This window comes from Flavobacterium sp. K5-23 (assembly GCF_023278045.1).
Lineage (GTDB): Bacteria > Bacteroidota > Bacteroidia > Flavobacteriales > Flavobacteriaceae > Flavobacterium.
The window spans coordinates 3158583-3178355 of record NZ_CP056783.1; the positions used below are offsets into that span (position 1 = coordinate 3158583).

16 protein-coding genes are annotated in these 19773 nt (G+C 33.1%); 5 read left to right on the forward strand and 11 right to left on the reverse strand.

Annotated features, from left to right (window positions below; translation table 11 throughout):
- Positions 1-162 precede the first annotated feature (162 nt).
- From FLAK523_RS13675 to FLAK523_RS13690, 4 genes are all read right to left on the reverse strand, one after another.
- Complete coding sequence (locus FLAK523_RS13675; protein ID WP_248904437.1) at positions 163-330, reverse strand: CcoQ/FixQ family Cbb3-type cytochrome c oxidase assembly chaperone; 168 nt, start codon at positions 328-330, stop codon at positions 163-165.
- A gap of 11 nt (positions 331-341) precedes the next feature.
- On the reverse strand, positions 342-2525 hold the full coding sequence (ccoN, locus tag FLAK523_RS13680) for a cytochrome-c oxidase, cbb3-type subunit I (protein WP_248904439.1): 2184 nt from the start codon (positions 2523-2525) through the stop codon (positions 342-344).
- A gap of 2 nt (positions 2526-2527) precedes the next feature.
- The gene (gene ccoS / locus FLAK523_RS13685; protein ID WP_248904441.1) at positions 2528-2719 is read right to left on the reverse strand and encodes a cbb3-type cytochrome oxidase assembly protein CcoS; all 192 of its coding nucleotides are present in this window, start codon (positions 2717-2719) and stop codon (positions 2528-2530) included.
- A 91-nt stretch (positions 2720-2810) separates the two neighbouring features.
- Complete coding sequence (locus tag FLAK523_RS13690; protein ID WP_248904443.1) at positions 2811-5213, reverse strand: heavy metal translocating P-type ATPase metal-binding domain-containing protein; 2403 nt, start codon at positions 5211-5213, stop codon at positions 2811-2813.
- 106 nt (positions 5214-5319) lie between these two features.
- Between FLAK523_RS13690 and FLAK523_RS13695 the strand changes: the two genes are divergently transcribed.
- Both FLAK523_RS13695 and FLAK523_RS13700 read left to right on the forward strand, forming a co-directional pair.
- Complete coding sequence (locus FLAK523_RS13695) at positions 5320-6000, forward strand: Crp/Fnr family transcriptional regulator (protein ID WP_248904444.1); 681 nt, start codon at positions 5320-5322, stop codon at positions 5998-6000.
- 354 nt (positions 6001-6354) lie between these two features.
- On the forward strand, positions 6355-7743 hold the full coding sequence (locus FLAK523_RS13700; protein ID WP_248904446.1) for an FAD-binding oxidoreductase: 1389 nt from the start codon (positions 6355-6357) through the stop codon (positions 7741-7743).
- Between the two features lie 217 nt (positions 7744-7960).
- Here the strand turns inward: FLAK523_RS13700 and FLAK523_RS13705 are convergent, their stop codons facing one another.
- The 4 genes from FLAK523_RS13705 to def form a co-directional block, all read right to left on the reverse strand.
- Positions 7961-9409: an APC family permease gene (locus FLAK523_RS13705; RefSeq protein ID WP_248904448.1), complete on the reverse strand. Its 1449-nt coding sequence runs from the start codon at positions 9407-9409 to the stop codon at positions 7961-7963.
- A gap of 31 nt (positions 9410-9440) precedes the next feature.
- Positions 9441-10214, reverse strand: a complete 774-nt coding sequence (gene mazG, locus FLAK523_RS13710; RefSeq protein ID WP_248904449.1) for a nucleoside triphosphate pyrophosphohydrolase — start codon at positions 10212-10214, stop codon at positions 9441-9443.
- An 85-nt stretch (positions 10215-10299) separates the two neighbouring features.
- Positions 10300-10770, reverse strand: a complete 471-nt coding sequence (locus FLAK523_RS13715; protein WP_248904451.1) for a DUF5606 domain-containing protein — start codon at positions 10768-10770, stop codon at positions 10300-10302.
- 85 nt (positions 10771-10855) lie between these two features.
- Complete coding sequence (gene def, locus FLAK523_RS13720) at positions 10856-11443, reverse strand: peptide deformylase (RefSeq protein ID WP_248904453.1); 588 nt, start codon at positions 11441-11443, stop codon at positions 10856-10858.
- 199 nt (positions 11444-11642) lie between these two features.
- Between def and FLAK523_RS13725 the strand changes: the two genes are divergently transcribed.
- Positions 11643-13856: an FUSC family membrane protein gene (locus FLAK523_RS13725; RefSeq protein WP_248904454.1), complete on the forward strand. Its 2214-nt coding sequence runs from the start codon at positions 11643-11645 to the stop codon at positions 13854-13856.
- A 43-nt stretch (positions 13857-13899) separates the two neighbouring features.
- On the opposite strand, the gene FLAK523_RS13730 is transcribed toward FLAK523_RS13725, so the two are convergent.
- Both FLAK523_RS13730 and ruvX read right to left on the reverse strand, forming a co-directional pair.
- Entirely contained in the window at positions 13900-15396 is a 1497-nt protein-coding gene (locus FLAK523_RS13730) for a malate:quinone oxidoreductase (RefSeq protein ID WP_248904457.1), read from the reverse strand.
- Between the two features lie 118 nt (positions 15397-15514).
- Positions 15515-15931 (reverse strand): Holliday junction resolvase RuvX, encoded by a 417-nt coding sequence (gene ruvX, locus FLAK523_RS13735; protein WP_248904474.1) that lies wholly within the window; start codon positions 15929-15931, stop codon positions 15515-15517.
- Positions 15932-16197: 266 nt separating this feature from the next.
- On the opposite strand from ruvX, the gene FLAK523_RS13740 reads away from it, so the two are divergent.
- Both FLAK523_RS13740 and FLAK523_RS13745 read left to right on the forward strand, forming a co-directional pair.
- Complete coding sequence (locus FLAK523_RS13740) at positions 16198-18105, forward strand: acyltransferase family protein (protein WP_248904475.1); 1908 nt, start codon at positions 16198-16200, stop codon at positions 18103-18105.
- A 23-nt stretch (positions 18106-18128) separates the two neighbouring features.
- Positions 18129-18944, forward strand: coding sequence for a 2,3,4,5-tetrahydropyridine-2,6-dicarboxylate N-succinyltransferase (locus tag FLAK523_RS13745; RefSeq protein ID WP_248904477.1), 816 nt, complete (start codon positions 18129-18131; stop codon positions 18942-18944).
- Between the two features lie 68 nt (positions 18945-19012).
- Here FLAK523_RS13745 and FLAK523_RS13750 read toward each other — a convergent pair whose 3' ends face one another.
- Positions 19013-19771 carry a lipopolysaccharide kinase InaA family protein gene (locus FLAK523_RS13750; protein WP_248904479.1) on the reverse strand — a complete coding sequence of 253 codons (759 nt, stop codon included), beginning with the start codon at positions 19769-19771 and terminating at the stop codon, positions 19013-19015.
- Between the last annotated feature and the right edge of the window lie 2 nt (positions 19772-19773).

The window sequence follows — 19773 nt, forward strand, 5'->3', positions numbered from 1 at the left end:
TCCGCTCTACATCCCTCTCCAAAAAAGAGGGAGGCGAAGCCGAAAATGATTATTTATTGCTTTTATATTCTCTAAATTCAACCTTTTTTACGAGAAGAGGCTGATAATGAAACTAATATTCTGCTTTAGTGATTTAAAAACTAATTACAGAAAATTGCTTGTTTAATTTTCAAATGGGATCTGACTCAATTCTTCAATCTTCTCCTTTTTATAAAAATAAACCCATATTCCAAGTCCTACGAAAAAGGAAAAGAAAATTAACAAAGACAGTATCGGAAATATCTCAACACCTGCGATAGTCTCCATATTGTGTTTTATTTGTTCGAACATAACGCTAGTTTTTAGTTGTTATCTTTTACTTTGATGTCAGTCCCTAATCGTTGTATGTATGAAATCAATGCTACAATTTCACGATTTTTCATTGGGATAAATTTCTCTCCTCTTGCTACAGCTTTTTTCTTGCTGTTTTCATAACTTTTCACAAAATCAGGATCAGCGTGTAGATTATCTTCTATTAGTTGCCCTTGAGTATCCATAGATTTTCTAGCATCAGTAATTTCAGCATCAGTATAAGGAACTCCAAGAGTTTGCATCGCTTTCATTTTTCCTTCAATATTCGAAATGTCTAAAGCGCTATTATCAAACAACCATTTGTAACCTGGCATTATAGAACCTGAAGAGGTACTTTGCGGATTCCACATATGGTTGAAATGCCAATTGTCATTGTACTTCCCTCCTACTCTTAATAAATCTGGACCAGTACGCTTAGAACCCCATAAAAATGGATGATCGTAAACAAACTCTCCTGCTTTAGATTGTGGTCCATAACGCTCTACTTCACTTCTAAAAGGTCTTACCATTTGAGAGTGACAACCCACACAACCTTCACGTATGTATAAATCACGTCCTTCTAATTCTAAAGGAGAATATGGTTTTACACTTGCAATTGTAGGGATATTCGATTTAACCATAAGTGTAGGTACAATCTGGATCACACCACCAATTAAAATAGCTACTGTTGCTAAAATTGTAAGTTGGATAGGTTTTCTTTCTAACCAAGGGTGAAATTTTTCTCCTTTTAATCTACTACTACTTATTCTTTGTAATTCAGGAGCCTCAGCTAATTCATCTTCAATTGCAGCGTTAGCTCTTACTGTTTGTATAATATTATAAACCAGCACTAACATTCCAATAAGATATAATGTACCACCTATGGCACGCATCCAATACATTGGCATAATTTGAGTAACTGTTTCAAGGAAATTTCCGTAAGTCAATGTCCCGTCAGGATTAAATTGTTTCCACATTGACGCTTGCAAGAAACCTGCAACATACATTGGAAGTGTATAAAGAATAATACCTAATGTACCAATCCAAAAATGGAAATCTGCTAATTTTAAAGAGTGCAAAGGTCCTTTAGTCATTCTAGGAACTAACCAATAAATCAAACCAAAAGCCATAAAACCATTCCAAGCCAAAGCACCTACGTGAACGTGAGCAATAATCCAGTCTGTAAAGTGAGCAATAGCATTTACATTTTTAAGAGACAACATAGGTCCTTCAAAAGTTGCCATTCCGTATCCTGTAATTGCAACTACAAAAAATTTCAATACAGGTTCTACTCGAACTTTATCCCAAGCACCACGAAGTGTTAACAATCCGTTGATCATACCTCCCCAAGACGGTGCGATTAACATTATAGAAAAAACAACACCTAAATTCTGAGCCCAGTTAGGCAATGCAGAATACAGTAAATGGTGAGGACCAGCCCAGATATATAAAAATATCAAAGACCAAAAGTGAACAATCGATAAACGATATGAATATACAGGACGGTTAGCCGCTTTTGGAATAAAATAATACATCAATCCCAAGAATGGAGTTGTAAGGAAAAATGCAACTGCATTATGACCATACCACCATTGCACTAATGCATCTTGAACTCCTGCATAAACAGAATAACTTTTCATTGCTGAAACTGGAAGCGCTAAACTATTAAAAATATGTAAAACCGCAACAGTAACAAAAGTAGCCAGGTAAAACCAGATCGCTACATATAAGTGACGCTCTCTTCTTTTTATTATTGTACCAATCATATTGATACCAAAAACTACCCAAATCAAAGCGATTGCAATATCAATAGGCCATTCTAATTCAGCATATTCTTTAGAAGTACTGTACCCAAGTGGTAATGAAATTGCCGCGGCAACAATAATTAATTGCCATCCCCAAAAGTTTAGATTACTTAAAAAATCACTAAACATTCTGGCTTTTAATAAACGTTGTAAAGAGTAATAAATACCTGCAAACATAGCGTTTCCTACGAAAGCAAAAATAACTGCATTTGTATGCAGCGGTCTCAACCTTCCAAAACTCAACCACGATATTCCATCTGTAAGATTAGGAAATAAAAACAAGAATGCTAAAAGCAAACCGGTTAACATTCCTACTACTCCAAAAACAATGGTAGCGTAAATAAACTTTTTAACAATTTTGTTATCGTAATAAAACTGTTGCATTTCCATAATTAAATTTGTTTTTCTTCTGTTGTTTGTATTTCTTTTTTGGGTGTTTTTATGATCTCATCGTCAAAAAGCATTCTGACTGAGGGTGTATAATCGTCGTCATATTGACCATTTTTTACTGCCAAAACAAAAGCAACAAAAAAGCCAATCGCAACAAATATGCTGATGGAGATTAATAAATAAATGACACTCATACCTTAAATTTGTGTTAGACAAAATTACATTCCTATTCTTTTTTAAAATATGACATTTGTCATAATTCGAAATTTATGTAAAAATAGCGCTCTATTTCTTTTTAAAATTTACATAATTATTACTATTTCTTGCATAATAATTACTCATAATCGTAACAAAACTGACAATTGTTATTGTACTTAAAGGCATTATTATAGCAGCAACCAGAGGCTGTAAATTTCCGGTTATAGCAAATGACAAACCAACTACATTATACAACAATGACAATACGAAACTCATTTTTATTGTCGTCATCGCTTTTTTGGACAACCTTAAAAAATAATGCAGTTTCTGAAATTCATTGGCCTCCAAAATAGCATCACAAGCTGGGGAAAAAACATTTACATTTTCGGAAATGGAAATACCTATATTACTTTGAGCCAAAGCACCAGCATCATTTAAACCATCCCCAACCATCATCACGTTTTTACCTGATTCTTGCAAACTCTTGATAAAATCCAGTTTTTGTTCCGGCTTCTGATTAAAAATCAATTCGGTTCCTGCGGGCAACAATTTTTCTAAAGTGGCACGCTCGCCCTCATTATCTCCAGACAAAACTTTGATTTGGTACTCCCCTTTTAAACTTCTAAATAAATTTTCTAATCCTTCTCTATATTGATTATTGAAAATATATTTTCCGCAATACAACCCATCAATTTTAATATGTACTGATGTTTGTTTTATAGAATTCTCTTCCAGCTTGCACACGAAATCCGCAGAACCAATTTGGATCAACTTTCCGTCAATTGAAGCCTGAACTCCTTTTCCTGTAATTTCTTTAAAATCATTTAATTTCAATCTTTTTACATCAGGCAAGAAATCATATAACATTCTGCTCAAAGGATGATTTGAGGCACGTAACACATTTTTTATTAGCAACAAGTTATCATCATTAAGAGCTTCCCCTTCATAAGAAATGTTCGATTTCTTATTTGTAGTTATCGTCCCTGTTTTATCAAAAACAATCGTATCCACTTTAGCCAATTGTTCTATAACCAAAGCGTTCTTGAGATAGAATTTTTTCTTTCCTAAAATCCGCAATACATTACCCATTGTAAACGGGGCTGTTAATGCAAGTGCACAAGGACAAGCCACAATAAGTACAGCCGTAAACACATTGAAAGCAGTATTGGCATCAAAAAAGATCCAATAACCAAAACCTGAAAAGGCAATTAACAATAAGATAGGCGTGAAATAACGACTGATTGCATCAGTTATCGTTTTGTGTTTTCGCTGCACATTTTTCTGGAATACATCATTACTCCACAATTGGGTCAAATAACTTTGAGAAACAGAGTGTAGCACTTCCATTTCAATCACTTCTCCAATTTGTTTCCCGCCAGCAAAAACTTTATCTCCTGACTTCTTAGTAATAGGAACAGCTTCCCCAGTAACAAAACTATAATCTATAGCCGCTTTATCACTAATTAAAATGCCGTCTACCGGAATAAGTTCTTGATTTCTTATTAATAATCGATCCCCTTTTTGAATATCATAAACAGGAACACTTTCCTCAGAAGAATTTGTATTGATACGGGTGATTGCAATTGGGAAATACGATTTAAAATCACGTTCAAAACTCAGAAAGCTATAGGTTTTAATTTGGAACATTTTTCCCAAAAGCATAAAGAAAATCAAACCTGTTAAGCTGTCAAAAAAACCAGAACCGTAATCCAAAACAATATCAAACGTACTACGCACAAACATCACAATGATTCCTAAAGCAATAGGAATATCAATATTTAGCATTTTTGATTTTATGCTTTTGTAAGCAGAAACATAATATCCACTAGCCGAATAAAAGAAAGACGGTAATGCCAAGGCAAAAATTAACCAACGAAAAAATGGTTTGTAATTGTCCAACCAAAATTCTTTCACTTCAAAATATTCTGGAAAAGAAAGCAACATAATGTTCCCAAAACAAAAGAAAGCAACTCCTAATTTATAGGTGAGACTTCGATCAACAGCGCCTTTTTTTATTTCGTAATTCTCTAAACTTATGTAGGGCTCGTATCCTATTGAACTTAGTAAATTCACTATTTCACGGAGTGTCACTAAGTCAGAATTATAAGAAATACGGACTTTCTTTTCGGGAAAATTGACTTGGGAAAAATTGATCCCCTTTTGAAGACGTTGTAAGTTTTCAAGTATCCAAATACAAGAACTACAATGAATGTGAGGAATATTTAACGAAACAATAGCAGCAGAATCCTCTTGGAATTCCAATAGCTTTGAAACGATGCTTTCGTTATCTAAAAAATCATATTTACCTCCAATATCTTGGGGGCTTGCTCCAGGGGAATTTTCGAAATCATAATAACAAGTCAAATCATTAAGACTGAAAATTTCATACACCGTTTTACAACCGTTGCAACAAAAGTTTTTTTCGTCAAAAATTAATTCGTCTTCCTTTACAATATCTAACCCACAATGGAAACAGTTTTGTGTGTCCATAAATTTGCTCATTATACCTGATGCAAAGTTGAGAAAGATTTTAAGTCAATTCTATGACAATTGTCATATTAAAGAGTAACTTCGTAAATTCAGAAATTTTTTTATTATGGGTAAATGCGAACAATGTATCGTTAGGGAATTTAGCTCGCTTAAAGCTTTAAAAAAAGACGAACTTTTAAAAATTGCTAATTGTAAAACTTCCTTTATAATTAAAAAAGGGGAATCTATCTTTCACGAAGGGGAAAGTGTTAATGGTATCTTTTGTATTAAAGATGGTGTTTGTAAACTCTCTAAACTAAGCGCAAACGGGAAAGACCAAATCGTTAAACTTGTAAAACCTGGAGAATTACTTGGTCAACGCTCTATGATAAGTGATGAACCAACTAATTTGAGTGCTGTCGCTCTTGAAGATATGGAAGTGTGTTTTATCCCGAAAACCGAAATAATGGGTTTCTTTGATCACAATAACCAGTTTTCAATGAATGTGATGAAAAACATTTGTGGTGACTTGAAAGAATCTGATGACCATATGGTTTCAATGGCTCAAAAAACAGTTAAAGAAAGACTGGCAGAAACACTTATCTATCTAGAAGACAATTTTGGTAAAAACGAAGATGGTTCTTTACATATTCAATTATCAAGAGAGGAATTAGCAGGAATGATAGGTACAGCGACTGAAAGTTGTATTCGATTACTGTCTGATTTCAATAAATTAGGATTAATAAAATTAGTTGGCAAAAAGATTACTATTATCGACATTAGTAAATTAAAAAAGATTGCTAATTAAACTAATCATAGTATTTAAAATTTTCCAATTCTTCTTTTTTTGACATTGTCATTTCCATCAATAGTATTCCTAAATTCTTCTGCTTAACTATACAAATATTTAAATCGTTTGATATTATTTTTTTGTTGGTTCCTTCGTGCTTTTGGAATCTGCACATTATACTTTTTAGAATAAAAATAATCTTCGAAAAAATTACTTTTCAGAAAAAACTATTTTAGAAATAACTTGACTTTAACTAATTAAGTCACTGTATTTCACTAACTTAGTACGTACCTACAAATAAATAGAGACATCACCTTTACTGCTCCGACTTCTAATGTGTCTATAAACATCTAATTTCTTAAAAATAATACGATGACACAAGTAGTAAAAAATTTAGATTCCTCTTTAATTGATTCTTTATCATCTCAAATAAGAGGAAAAATAATACTTCCCCAAGATGAGCTGTACGATGAAACAAGAAAAGTATATAACGCCATGATCGACAAACATCCAGGAATGTTTGTTATGTGCGTGGATGTTGCTGATGTAATTTATGCAGTAAATTTCGGGAGAGAAAATAATTTATTAGTTTCAATACGAGGTGGTGGACATAATGCGGGAGGCTTAGGAATTTGTGATGACGGTATGGTAATCGATTTATCAGGTTTAAAATTTGTGTTAGTAAATACCAAAGACAATACAGTGAAAGTAGGCGGAGGAAATGTTTGGGGTGAAGTGGATCATGCCACGCATGCGTTTGGACTTGCTATTCCTGCAGGAATAATCTCAACTACAGGCGTAGGAGGGCTAACACTTGGTGGTGGTATAGGACATTTATCACGGAAATACGGCTTAACAATTGATAACCTACTTGAGGCTGAAATGGTACTTGCCGATGGCTCGTTCGTTACTGCTAATTCAGAGGAAAATAGTGATTTATTTTGGGCGATCCGCGGTGGTGGTGGAAATTTTGGCATCGTAACTACTTTTACTTTTCAAGCGCATCCCGTTACTAATGTATTTGGAGGACCAACTCTATGGCCAATCGAAAAAACAAATGAAATTATGAAATGGTATCACGAATTTCTAAATAAAGCACCAGATGACCTGAATGGGTTTTTTACAACGATGGTGATACCTGGACCACCTTTTCCAGAACATCTTCACCATAAACATTTTTGCGGTATCGTATGGTGTTATACAGGCGATTTAGATAAAGCCCAAGAAGTCTTTAAACCTATATTGGATATGGAACCTTTGTTTCAACACATTGGAGAAATGCCTTATCCATCTATTCAGAGCATGTTTGACGGACTGATGCCTCCTGGTTTACAATGGTATTGGAAAGCTGATTTTTTTAATGAGGTTACTCCAGAAATGAGTGCTCAACTCTTAGCCTTTGGAACAAATATACCCACGCCACTTTCTCAAATGCACCTGTACCCAATTAGCGGAGCAGCAGGTAGAGTGCCGAAAGATGCCACACCTTGGGCATATAGAGGAGCAAAATATGCTGGGGTTATTGTTGGGGTTGATCCAAATCCTAAAAATGCCGATAAAATCACCAAATGGTGTAGAGAATATTGGGATGCACTACACCCTTTTTCTTCTGGAGGTGTATATCTGAATTTTATAATGGATGAAGGGCAGAAACGTATAGAAACAAGTTACAAAGACAATTATGAACGCTTAACTAGTTTAAAAAAGAAATACGATCCCAACAATTTCTTTAGAGTGAATCAAAATATTGTACCTAATTAATAAAGATATCTATGTAGCAGATGGCTCCATGTTTTCTCAAGCATTTCAATGCGGAGATAATTAATTGGAAAACGGTAACACTCTTACTAAAACAAGTGTTATAACAAAATTTATCCTAAGACATTTCTTTGTAAATCAACATCTAATTATTAAATCACTTTTTAAATTTGCCGTTAATTAAATTAAGATGTGAAAAAATCGCGAATTGGCAACTTCACTAGACTTTCTTATTCATAAATAAGTAATAAATAGGAATTCCTAAAGCAACAATAGCTAATCCTAATCCCGTATTCACAGTATCATATACTAACAAGGTAATACAAATAGCAGTCGTCACTATTATATATAATCCTGGAATTATTGGATAGCCAAATGCTCTATAAGGTCTTTCAGTATTAGGTTCTTTTTTTCTAAGAATAAAAACACCTATAATTGTTAAAATATAAAACAACAAAGAAGCAAAGGTAGCGTAAGTCAATAAATCCCCGAATTTACCCGAAACACACAATACACACGCCCAAATACATTGAACCCATAATGCTTTTGCTGGGACTTGATTTTTATTTAATTCAGTAGCTTGTTTAAAAAACAAACCATCTTTTGCCATAGCAAAAAACAATCTTCCACCCGAAAGAATTAACCCACTATTACAACCAAACGTAGAGACCATTATCAAAGCAGCCATTACAAACACACTCACGTTACCCATAATCATACTGGCAGCTGCTGCACCTACTCTATCATTACTGGCAAACATAATTCCGCTATCCAAAACATTTGTACTATTTGGAGTTCCGTGCATAGGCAATAAAGCTAAATAAGCAACATTGGCCAAAACATAAATTATGGTGACGATCAAAGTACCCAGAAATAAACTTCTAGGAATATTCTTTTTGGGTTCTTTGATTTCTCCAGCTATAAAAGTAACATTATTCCAAGCATCACTTGAAAACAATGAATTAATCATTGTTGCTGCAGCAGCGCCTAGCAAAGCTGTCCCAGTAAGTTGGGTTATAGTAATTGTACCATCAGAATTTTGTACCGTTCTACTTGCGTCCCACATATTATCAAAATTATTTGACAAGACATCAGTATGTAAACCCACGTATATACCTAAAACTATCAAAGCAAAAAGGGCAATTAGCTTTGCAGCGGTTAATATCAATTGAATTATTTTTCCGCTTTTAACACCTTTTGTATTTATATAAGTCAACAACACTATACTTAATATCGCTAACAATTTGCTGTTTGTAAAAGTAAAATTAGAACCTATTTTAAATAGCGTATTATCTAATGCAGGAAAAAAAATGGCAGAATAATTAGCAAAAGTTACTGCTATCGCTGCTATAACACCTGTTTGAATCACTGTGAAAACGGTCCAACCGTAAAGAAAAGAGACTAATCTCCCATAAGCACGCTGTATGTACACAAATTGTCCTCCAGCATTAGGCATCATACCAGCCAATTCACCGTAGCTTAAGGCAGCGGCAACTGTAATCAAACCAGTTACAACCCAAATAATTAAAAGCCAGGCTGCTGAACCTATGTCCCTAGCCATTGCTGATGTTACAATAAAGATACCGGAACCTATCATAGAACCAGCTACTAAACTAGTAGCATCAATTAATCCTAAAGAGCGTTTTAACTCGATTTTATTATCGGACATACATATAAAATTGACTTATTATAAAAATAGTTTAAAGCTTTTTTGCCTCATTCCAAAAAACATCCATTTCCGCCAGAGTCATATCCATCAGGGGTTTTCCTAACTCAGAAGCTTTCCCTTCTAAATACTGAAATCGTTTAATGAATTTTTTGTTTGTACGTTCTAATGCATCTTCAGGGTTTACATTAAGAAAACGAGCGTAATTAATCATTGAGAATAAAACATCTCCAAATTCGGCTTCTATAAGATCTTGATTTCCTGCTTTAACCTCAACTTGTAGTTCTTCCAATTCCTCTTGTACTTTTTCCCAAACTTGCTGCGGTTCTTCCCAATCAAAACCTACACCTTTTACTTTATCTTGAATTCTACTGGCTTTTACCAATGCTGGTAAACTTTTAGGCACACCTTCTAACACTGATTTTTTACCCTCTTTCAGTTTAAGTTTTTCCCAATTTTGTTTCACCTCTTCTTCATTAGCCACTACTGTATCACTATAAATATGAGGATGGCGATGAATCAACTTGTCACAGATACTGTTGCACACATCAGCCATATCAAAATCATCAGTTTCGCTACCTATTTTAGCATAAAAAACAATATGCAATAACAAATCACCCAATTCATTTTTCACCTCTTTCAAGTCATTATCCAAAATTGCGTCTCCCAGTTCATAGGTTTCTTCAATAGTAAGATGACGTAAACTTTGCAACGTTTGTTTTTTATCCCACGGGCATTGCTCACGCAATTCATCCATGATATTTAAAAGTCTTTCAAAAGCTTGAAGTTGGAGTTGTCTTGAATTCATTACAATTAGTTTTAGGGTAAAAATAACAAATCCTGCTTTCTAAATTCATAGAAGGCAGGATTTATTTATAAAGATTCAGAATGTGTTATTCTTTTACTTTTTTTTCTTTTTTAGGCTTTTCAGCAACAACTTCTTCCTCTACAGCTGGAGTTTCTTCAGTAGCTAAAGCTTCAGTTTCAACAACCATCCCTTTTGCTTGAAGCATATTATACCAGTTCAGTACTTTTTTAATATCTGAAGGATATACTCTTTCTTCATCGTAATCAGCTAAGACTTCTTTGAAATAAGCAGCTAATGTAGCATTGTCTTCCTTATGAGAGATAGCTGGACCATTATTTTCTTTAGTCGCAATGTTTTGCATTATTTCGGCTAAAGGCTTTTCTCCTTCGTAAGTGTAAATTGAAATCTCAGATAATAAACTTACGTTACTTTTTAAGTTTACAGTTATTTTTTTTCCATCCAATAACGATTCTGCTACAAAACCTGTACGAGTTTGTACTTTCAAAACGTATAAACCTGGTTTCCCAGAAATGGCTAATATTTTCTCTAAATTCATGTTTTTGTTAATTATAATTAAGAATTCAATTTGTTTTTATGTTAGGGTCTAAATACCAATTTTTGATTATCAGACTATACTAGAATTACCTCCCTTTCTTAGCGAAAAATTTCATTCTGTAATCTTGGAAAGTTTTACCTTCTAAGATGTTTTTTAATTTCTTTTGAATCAAACGCTTTTTAAGAGACGATATTTTATCTGTAAATAAAATTCCTTCGATATGATCGTACTCGTGCTGGATAACTCTGGCTATCAGTCCGTCAAAAACTTCTGTTTTTACAACAAAATCTTCTTCACAGTATTCGATAGTAATTCTCTCGTTTCTTGTAACATCTTCGCGAACATCAGGAATACTCAAACAACCTTCGTTAAACACCCATTCTTCACCGTCTTCTTTCAACATTTTAGGATTGATAAAAGTTCTTTTAAAACCTTTCAATTCTTTTTGTTCATCATCTTCTAAATCTTCATCCTCACTAAACGGAGTGGTATCCACTATAAACAAGCGAATAGCCATCCCTACCTGAGGCGCAGCCAATCCTACTCCACAAGCATTATACATTGTATCATACATATTTGCAATTGTTTCCTTTAAGTTTGGATGTTCTGGTGAAAGAACTTCCCCTACTTTTCTTAAAACTGGATCGCCATAACCTATAATTGGTAATATCATTATTATTGTATTAAGTATTGTATATAGTGCATTAAGAATCTCTATCCTTATAAATACGGTTGGCAAAAATAGTAAAAAATTGGACAATCGTTAATTCCAAAGACATAATTAGCATTTATTTACAATTTTTATTAAAAACCAACGATTTACACCGCCCCAATTCTTACAATTGTTACCTTTGTGTGTATTCCTTTCTCCTATGATTTCAAAAATTCAAAAATTCACTGAAAGCACCCATTTCACTAATGCCTTAAAAGTTACTATTGCGACTGTAATTCCAGTATTGTTATTTACTTTTTTGGGTTATTTCCAAATAGGCTTTACAATTGCATTAGGTGCCTTTTTCACGTATCCAAGTGATGTTCCAAGTAATTTAAAACAAAAAATAAATGGATTACTAGTCTCTGCATTTATAGTATCAGCTACTAATTTAGTATTAAACATAGCTTATCCATTCTCAGGAATTTTTTACCCTTTTTTAGCTTTATTGATATTCTTACTGTCTATGATATCGGTTTATGGACAAAGAGCAACTATGATTTCATTTTCGGCTTTACTTTCCATTTCTCTGGCATTTGCCCATTTAAATGAAGGTTGGGAAATACTGCATTATTCAGCATTACTGCTCGCAGGAGGTTTATTCTACATAATCATTTCATTACTGTTTTATTACATCAGACCTTATCGTTATGTCGAATTACAAATTGCCGAATGCATTAGACTCACTTCTGATTATCTAGAACTAAGAGCTGATTTATGGACAAATACTGCAGACAAAAAGACAATTATTGAAAAACAATTGAGCCTTCAAGTTCAATTGAATATCATTCAAGAAAACATAAGAGAAGTTCTTATAGGAAACCAAATAAATTCAGGTTCTTCTATCCAAAACCGAAAATTACTCCTCGTTTTCATCTCTTTAGTGGAAATTCTTGAATTAGCATTAGCAACTTCATTTGATCACGACAAACTCCATCAAAAATTCAATAACAATCCCAAAGTATTAACCATTTATCAAAACTTGGCATACAATCTGGCAATCCCTTTAAAACAACTTGCAGATAGTATTGAAAACATACAAAAATATAAGTCTAGTCATCATTTAGCTAATGATTTAAATACACTTCAAACGGCAATTATCGATTACGAAACAGATCTAGGCATAACTTCTGATTCAGAAAGTGGATATATGCTTACCACAATGTTACAGTATGCCGAAAAACAAATAGAAAAAATTAAGATTGTTGAGCGTACATTCAGTTCAACGATCAGTTCAGTTGATTTTAAAGGGAAAGATAAAGATTTAGAAAAATTCCTTACTCCGCTACATTATCCGTTGAGTGCTTTTACTGGAAATCTTAGTTTTTCCTCGTCAGTATTCAGGCATTCTCTTCGAATAACCATTACTATTTTATGTGGTTTTATAATTGGTCAATTTGTTCCTTTCCAAAACGTATATTGGATACTATTAACTATTGTAGTTATATTGAAACCAGGATATGGCTTGACAAAACAACGCTCATTTGAACGTATATTCGGGACTGTAATAGGCGGCTTGATTGCTTTTGGATTGTTGGTTTTAATAAATAACATAATCCTCGTTAGTGTTTTTGCAGTATTGGCTATGGTCTTAGGTTTAACGTTTTCACAATCAAACTATAAAATAGGAGTTATTTTTGTTACCATCAATGTCATTTTTATATACGGAATTCAAACCCCTAATATTGCTGATGTTGTACAATATAGAATCTTAGACACATTAACCGGAGCTGCATTGGCCTTTTTAGCCAATTACTTTTTATGGCCTAGCTGGGAGCTGTTGAATATCCCTAAATATTTAGAAAAAGCGATTACAGCAAACAGAAATTACATAAAAGAGATTTCTATTTATTACAATAAAAAAGGCGAACTTCCTTTAGCGTATCGATTGGCAAGAAAACAAGCTTTTATTGAAGTTGGTAATCTAATGGCTTCCTTTCAGAGAATGATGCAAGAACCTAAATCTAAGCAAATTAAACAAACACAGGTTTATAAATTGACAGTTCTAAACCATACGTTACTTTCTTCGGCAGCTTCTTTAGGTACATATATACAATCTCACAAAACCACAAAAGCTTCAGAAGCTTTTAATGTAGTAGTCGATGGAGTAATAAAAAACTTAGACGATGCAATTTCTATTTTAAAGAATAGAAATATCAAACCTCAGGAAAACAATCACAATACAGAATTACAAAAAAGGTTTACTGAATTAAAAAATATCCGAGAAAAAGAATTAAAATCAGGGAATCCAGTAGATGAAGAAGCGTTTCAATTAAAAATGCAGGAAGCGCAATTAGTAAATGAACAATTAATCTGGCTGACTAATTTATCTCGTAATATTGAAAAAAACACGGAATTAATGATGAAGTCATAAAACATCAATCCCGACTTATATCGGGATTGATATCAAACTATTATTATGCATTCAGTTTTAAAACTGAAGAAGTGTTTTTTCTTATTTCTTCTAGAAGATCTGGATTATCATTTAAAGTCTGTCCATAAGAAGGAATCATCACTTTAAGTTTTTCTTGCCATTCTGGTGTTTCTAACTTGTCTTTAAAGCATCTTCCTAACAAGTCAACCATAATAGATACAGCCGTAGAAGCTCCAGGAGATGCGCCAAGTAATACTGCTAATGAACCATCAGCAGAATTAATTACCTCAGTACCAAATTCAAGAATCCCTCCTTCTTTTTCATCTTTCTTAATTACCTGCACGCGTTGTCCAGCTCTTTCGATAACCCAGTCTTTCGATCTTGCACTTGGCACGTATTCCTTAAGAGCATTCATTCTGTCTTTTGGAGATTGGCGAACTTGTTCAATAAGATATTTAGTAAGCGGAATGTTTTTAATTCCTGCAGCAATCATTGGAATAATATTGTCTTTTTTAATTGAAAAAGGCAAATCAGAATAAGAACCATTTTTCAAAAAACGAGTGGAAAATCCAGCAAAAGGACCAAAAAGCAATGCTTTTTCTCCATCAATCATTCTTGAATCGATATGTGGAACAGACATAGGAGGAGCGCCTACACTAGCCTTACCGTATACTTTAGCTTGGTGTTTAGCAATAACTTCAGGGTTAATACATTTTAACCATTGCCCACTAACGGGAAAACCCCCAAAGCCTTTTCCTTCCGGAATATCTGCTTTTTCTAATAATGGCAAAGAACCTCCACCAGCACCTATAAAAACAAATTTAGTATATACTTTTCTCTTTTGATCAGAAGCTAAATCTTTGATTTTTATTCTCCAGGATTTATCTTTTAATTGTTTCAACTTACGAACTTCATGATTGTAATGAATCGTCACTCCGTCCTGCTGAGACAAATAGTCAAACATCCTTCTGGTTAATTCTCCAAAGTTTACATCAGTACCCATATCCATTGTGGTAGCCGCCACTTTATCAGTATCTTTTCTACCTTCCATAACTAGAGGCATCCATTTTTTCAGTTGTTCAACATCAGTACTGAAAGCCATATCTTTAAAAAGTGGATTTTGACTTAAAACATCAAAACGTTTCTTTAAATATTCGACATTTTTATCTCCCCAAACAAAACTAAGGTGAGGAATGCTTTTAATGAAATTTTCAGGTGATGGGGCGCAATTATTCTGAACTAAATAAGACCAAAATTGTCTTGAAACCTCAAAAGATTCTGCAATACTAATTGCTTTTTTAGGATCTATACTTCCGTCTTGACTTTCTGGAGTGTAGTTCAATTCACAAAAAGCGGAATGACCAGTACCTGCATTATTCCAGGCATCAGAACTTTCGGCTGCAGCTATATCAAGTCTTTCGTAAATCTCTATTTTTATGTCTGGTTGTAATTCTTTTAATAGTACCCCAAGTGTGGCACTCATTATTCCAGCTCCTATAAGAACTACATCAGTATTGGTACGAATTGTTGTGTCAGTCATGGCAATATTTTAAGAATGCAAAGATACTTCATAAAATCACAAAAAAACCAATAAAATCAATTGAAAAAGTTAGACTTTACGAAAACGTTTGAGCCTTATTAATTCATTAAAACGACTATTAAAATTGCTTTCGATTCAAATAATCCTGAAGCATTATTGTTGCTGAAATTTCGTCAATAAGCGCTTTGTTTTGACGTTGTTTTTTATTCAAACCACTATCGATCATTGTTTGAAAAGCCATTTTTGAGGTAAAACGTTCATCCACACGAACCACTTTCATATCCGGAAAATGATTTGTAAAATGAGTTACAAATCCTTTAATAATCGAAGCGCTTTCCGAAGGTTGTCCGTTCATTTGTTTAGGATCACCTATAATTACCGCTTCTACTTTTTCCTTAGCGAAATAATCTTTTAAAAAAGCAATGGCAGTTGCGCTTGGAATTGTAGTCAATCCTGAAGCTATTATTTGCATTTCATCAGTAACAGCAATACCTGTTCGTTTTTGTCCGTAGTCAATAGCTAGAATTCTTGGCATTTATTTGATAGTTTATTTTGCAAAGATACATAACAAGACACAAACTTTCTAAGCCTTTTAGTATTCACATAAAATCATAATTTCTGCTAATTCCCCTTACTTTAATAATAACCAAACCATAAATTTAGATATTGAATCTAAATCAGGAGTACAATAGTAAAATAGCGTGCTAAAATTATTTAAACATTTAAATCAAATATGTTAGTATTACAAAAACAAAGCAGTTTTAGAAGAAAATCCTATTACATTTGCAAAAAATAAAAATTTTGAATTCAAACTTTTCTTATCGTCCAGATATAGATGGAATACGAGCTTTGGCTGTTATACTTGTTATATTATTTCACGCAGGCATTTCTTTTACACCTGGAGGATACATTGGAGTTGATGTGTTTTTTGTTCTTTCTGGTTTTTTGATTTCTTTGAGCATTGATAAAGAGATGAGTAACAACTCTTTTTCTTTCAAACAATTCTATTTAAGACGCATTAGAAGGATAATTCCAGTTCTTATTTTTGTAATGTTAATTGTAACCATTCCTGCTTATATATTTTTATTTGCCGATAATTTAGAGTCATATGGAAGAACATTAATCCATACGTTTTTATCAACCAATAATTTCCATTTATGGTTGAATAGCGGAAATTATTTTGCGGAGAATTCAGACTCAATTCCTTTATTACATACTTGGTCTTTATCCGTTGAGGAACAATATTATATGTTATGGCCATTACTATTATTATTTTTACATAAAAAATTTAGTTTAGAAAAAAGACTTGTCATTATTTTTATTTTTCTGATTTCCGGTATTTTTCTTTCTATTTATTTAACAAACATTAATCCAAAAGCGGCTTACTTTTTATTACCAGCACGCATATTTGAACTTACAATTGGTGCTTGTTTAGCAATGTTTTGGAATAAAACACCTGTTTTATCCAAAACTCAAAATAGTCTGATCTCGATTGTAGGATTAGCATTAATTATAGCACCAGCTGTATTACTTTCTAAATCAAGCATATTCCCAGGATTAAACGCATTTTGGCCTTGTCTAGGAACAGCTTTGATAATTTTTACAGGAAAAGAAATCCGTAATCAAGGCATTGTAAACAAATTGCTTCAGAATAAAATTTTGGTTTTCATCGGTTTACTATCTTATTCGATGTATTTATGGCATTGGCCCTTATTTGTATTTATCAAATATTTGGGAATCAATTTAGAGGGATCGGTTAGAATTATATCATTGCTGTCAATTATCGGTTTGTCTTATTTTTCATGGCGCTTTATTGAGCAACCCTTCAGAATTAAATACAAATACAACTTTAAAAAAACAGTTCTGATTTTAGTAGTACCCTCTTTTATAGCAATATTATTAATATATGTATTTTTAGATGCTAAAGATGGATATCCTGAACGATTTCCTAATCTATCAGAGTTTACGCAAAAAACAAATTTCCCAAACATTGTAAGAAAAAAATGCTTTAACAAATATAAGATAGGAAATTGTGAAGAATGTTTCTTAGGAATAAAAAAAGACAGTTTAGACGGTATGTTAATAGGTGATTCATTTGCAAATCATACTGGGGCTTTTTTAGATGTTTTAGCTAAAGATGCTGGAATGTACATTCACGATAGTGCAGCATCTGGCTACCCCCTTTTAAATAATTTAAATAACGATGGTACTCCAGAATTCCCTTCAGAATATGCTGACAATAGACTGAAATTTGCAACAAAATATAAAAATATTTTTATTGCGGCAAATTGGAATGAACTATCAAATCCTAATAGTAATAATTATAAATCAATATTAAATACAGTAGGGTATTTGATTAAATCTGGAAAAAAAATAATTATATTTGATAGTCCAAGATCAACATCTGAAATGGATTTACATAAATTAAAATTATTGAAATCTGGATTACCTATTTTCTTTTCGCAAAAAATATTTACTATTCCATTTACACCAAGACCCTATAATTACATTGTTTATGAAATGAAAAGAAAGTTTCCTTCAATACTGATAATAGATATAAATGATGTTTTATGCAAAAGTGGTAATTGTGATGTAGAAATAGACAATATGATACTGTACAGAGACCCTACCCATTTAAACACTAGTGGAGGTAAATTGATTGGAGAAAAATACCTGAAATTAAAAGGGAATCCTTTAAAAAACTTATAATCATAATAAATACTTAAAAGCAAATGAATCCATTACAAACAATAATAGAACAAGCATGGGAAAACCGAGCTTTGTTACAAGAAGAAACGACAACAACTGCTATTAGAGAAGTTATTGAATTATTAGACACTGGAAAATTACGTGTAGCTGAACCAAAAGGAGATGCTTGGCAGGTAAACGAATGGGTTAAGAAAGCTGTCGTTATGTATTTCCCTATTCAAAAAATGGAAACTTGGGAATCTGGAATTTTTGAGTACCATGACAAAATGCTTCTTAAAAGAGGATTTGCTGAAAAAGGAATTCGTGTAGTTCCTAATGCTGTTGCCCGTTATGGTGCATATATTTCAAGCGGTGTTATCTTAATGCCAAGTTATGTAAACATTGGAGCTTATGTTGATGAAGGAACAATGGTAGATACTTGGGCAACTGTAGGTAGTTGTGCTCAAATAGGTAAAAACGTTCACTTAAGTGGTGGTGTTGGTATTGGAGGGGTTCTAGAACCTTTGCAAGCAGCTCCAGTAATCATTGAAGATGGTGCTTTTATAGGATCTCGTTGTATCGTTGTTGAAGGTGTTCACGTAGGTAAAGAAGCTGTTCTAGGCGCTAACGTATGTTTGACTGCGTCTACTAAAATCATTGACGTTACAGGTGATTCTCCGGTGGAGATGAAAGGATATGTTCCAGCTCGTTCTGTAGTAATTCCTGGTAGCTATACCAAAAAATTTGCCGCTGGGGAATTTCAAGTTCCTTGTGCGTTAATTATTGGAACTCGTAAACCATCTACTGATTTAAAAACATCATTAAATAACGCTTTACGCGAATATGATGTAGCTGTATAAATCAAGTAAGACTTATAAAAAAATCCCCAAACTTTAAATTAATATGATTTATAGTTTGGGGATTTTCATTACTTCTTGCCTAGCTTGCGCTTTAGGTATTTCTTTTTGGTGATTTTCCTTTTAAACGACGATGTCTTTTTAAGTAAAAGAGTATGCAACTGCTCCTCTGGATAATTGCTTAACTTAGAATAGGCTTTAGCAATTACCTTAACCATTGTTTTAGACAACCACATTTTCTTAAAATTATCCATCCTGTCTTCAATAGACATATCTTCAAATTTCATTCTATTTAAATCAATAAGGTAGAAGTCATATATTCCTGGCTCTTTTTTTACTACTAATGTATTACCAGGAGAATGGTCCAAAAAATTGATTCTCGCTTCATGCATATTATAGGTGAAATGAGCAAACTGCTCTAAAACAACATTTCTTTCCGGAAATAAAGGCTGGTGAATTAATTCTCTAATGGTAAAATCATAGTCAATTTGCTCACAGATATAATAACTTTCTCCCAATAGGTTAACACTACTACGCGATTCAACATAAGCGATAGGAAATGGAGTGGCAATTTTATGATTCAATAAGTAATTAGCATACTCAAAGGAGCGCTTTGCCTTAGTACTTCTAAAAAAAGAATAAATAACCGATTTTAAAGGACCTGGTTTTGCGAAAAATTTGATGTTTACCTTTTCATCTCCTAAAACGTTTGACTTAATTGTATTTCGGGATCCTTGCACGATAAGCTCTCCTTTAGTAAAAAAGCCTTCAACTAACTGTAAAATAGCCTCTTTCTGATGTTCGTATTTTGGATGAAGTATTATTTTCACGT